Below are 344 nucleotides of genomic sequence, written 5' to 3' on the forward strand. Positions count from 1 at the left end.
GTCCGCGACCGCATGGGGGTGCAACAATGGGACTGATGACTCTGCTGACCGGCCGGAACTCCCGGTCGCTCTCGTCCGCAGCGGTCTACGCTGGTAAGGCTCTCTACTACGGGCTCTTATCGCTTGGATTCGGTGTCCTCGTCTTACCGATCGTCATCGTCGTTGCTATCTCGTTTAGTCCGACGGAATCACAAGCGTTCCCTCCATCCGGAATCTCGCTTCGGTGGTTCCACGAGTTCATGGCGAGTCCGTTCTTCGACGCGTTCTTCTTCGTCAGCCTGCCGATTGCCATCGTGACCGCGCTCATGTCAACGGTCCTCGGGATAATGGCAGCTTACGTCATC

1 pseudogene is annotated in these 344 nt (G+C 58.1%); it reads left to right on the forward strand.

The features are described from left to right. Positions 1-26 precede the first annotated feature (26 nt). Positions 27-344 (forward strand): annotated as a pseudogene (locus tag AUR66_RS17710) (hypothetical protein); the annotation flags it as partial.

The organism is Haloferax profundi (assembly GCF_001469865.1).
Lineage (GTDB): Archaea > Halobacteriota > Halobacteria > Halobacteriales > Haloferacaceae > Haloferax > Haloferax profundi.